Genomic DNA, 1,602 nt, shown 5'->3' with positions numbered 1-1,602 from the left:
GATGGCGGGTAAAAAAAAGCCAAAGCTGGATTGAATTTGTCTATCAAGCAGCAAGAGCAGGAGAGTCGCTGGATTTTATTCCAAAACAGCTGCAAACTGCATAGGGAATCCTTCGTTTCTTTGTAGATGGTAAATTTTGTTTCTAATTTTGGCAAGTCTAGTAATAATCTATTATTCTTATATTTCCTCCCTCTACTTCTATTTTTCACCTTTCAAAGCCTCAACATTTCAAACCTTAGTTCCTTAGCGTACAGGGTTCCGGGGTTTTTGTGTCCGTTGATCCTCTTAGCGTACAATTTTCTTTTTTTGGTCCGGTGACCCTTAATAATCTTTATAAAATACCATAATTTACTATAAATATGACAAAAATGTTAGTTATATTCCATTTAAATGTAAATTAGTAATTATTTGTTATAATTAAGAGGTGTTAAACAATATACATAAAGGAGAGAGCGAAATGAAAAAACCTGTATCTTTATTGCTAGCTGCAACTTTAATGGCCGGTGCCGGAGTTTCGAGCTTTTCCGCTGTAGCAAGTGCTGCACCTACTACTCAAGATATTCAGATTCAACAAAATGAAAAATTAGACATTAGAAAATTTGATCAGTTTATCACTGTTGAAAACGATCGTTTTATTATCGCTGATGAAGCTGCCTTAGAAAAAGTGGCCACTAATGAAGAAGTAGTTTTAGTTAAGACTGCACTTGACCAAGCTAACGGAATTTTAGATGAATCTCCAGGTGCTGTTCTTGATGGAGAAAAAACTTTCACGGTACCTGCCAAGCAAGAAATAACACAAAATAAGACTGGAGAATTCGCTAGTTTAGCTGCTTCTGGAGAAGGAATACGGGACATTAAGTTTCATTGGTGGGGCGTTGAAATTTATTTAACAAAAACGGACGTAAATGCTATTGTTAAAGGAGGAATCTCAGGAGGTACAACATATCTGGGAGCTATATTTGGTGGCTTAAGTGGAGCAGTCGCAGGTGCTGTAGCAGGTGCTGTCCTTAGTGAATATGCAGGGGCCGTAATCGTTCCTCTCAAAATCACTTATACGTACTTATCTCCTATGCTGCCAAGTGTTTCCCCACAGTAAAGGAGGGAGTCTGTGAGTAACAGCGCGAAAAAGGCACTCATTTCAGCCGTTATCGTCGCTATCTTAGTTGGCTTGTTTAGCATAACTATTTCCGAGCAAACAGTAAGATTAGTCGTTACTATTCCTGCTGTGGTAATTGCGGTTCTGCTAGTTTATTTCTTTATGCGGGATAAAACAGGTGGAAAAAACAATAAATACTAAAAACAAAAGAGGCCGCCCCATATAGGGCGGCTCGATTTTTGGAGTCTACTGTTATAATAAAATAAACAACGATAGGTTTTTTGCTATGATTTAACTAATAAAATATGAACGGAATTTGACACTCCACATGGCTAAAGCCAGGGGATTCTTAAGTGATTAGCGTTCGCAGTCCATTTCTGTTTTGAACAATCCTTAAGATTACGGTGTGCCATCTCTTTAGCCCCCTAGAGAAGTTGGACACTAAGGGTGTATTTTGATTACACTTATAGTGACAGAGGGGGAAGACATCAATGACAAGAAGAAAG

At 38.1% G+C, this 1,602-nt stretch carries 2 protein-coding genes; both read left to right on the top strand.

Features of this window, described 5'->3' with window-relative positions:
• Positions 1-457 precede the first annotated feature (457 nt).
• Positions 458-1,096, top strand: coding sequence for a hypothetical protein (locus tag BLR88_RS18755; protein ID WP_057898930.1), 639 nt, complete (start codon positions 458-460; stop codon positions 1,094-1,096).
• 12 nt (positions 1,097-1,108) lie between these two features.
• A complete protein-coding gene (locus tag BLR88_RS18750; protein ID WP_057898929.1) occupies positions 1,109-1,297 on the top strand; it encodes a hypothetical protein in 189 nt (62 codons plus the stop codon).
• Positions 1,298-1,602 lie beyond the last annotated feature (305 nt).

It is taken from the genome of Aneurinibacillus thermoaerophilus, from assembly GCF_900099925.1.
GTDB classification, from domain to species: domain Bacteria; phylum Bacillota; class Bacilli; order Aneurinibacillales; family Aneurinibacillaceae; genus Aneurinibacillus; species Aneurinibacillus thermoaerophilus.
Note: the sequence above shows the minus strand (reverse complement) of the source record. Positions and strands in the feature narration are given on the sequence as shown.

Excerpts from the sequence above, each read along its gene's own strand:
- BLR88_RS18755 (WP_057898930.1), top strand. The coding sequence starts at position 458 with ATGAAAAAACCTGTATCTTTATTGCTAGCTGCAACTTTAATGGCCGGT.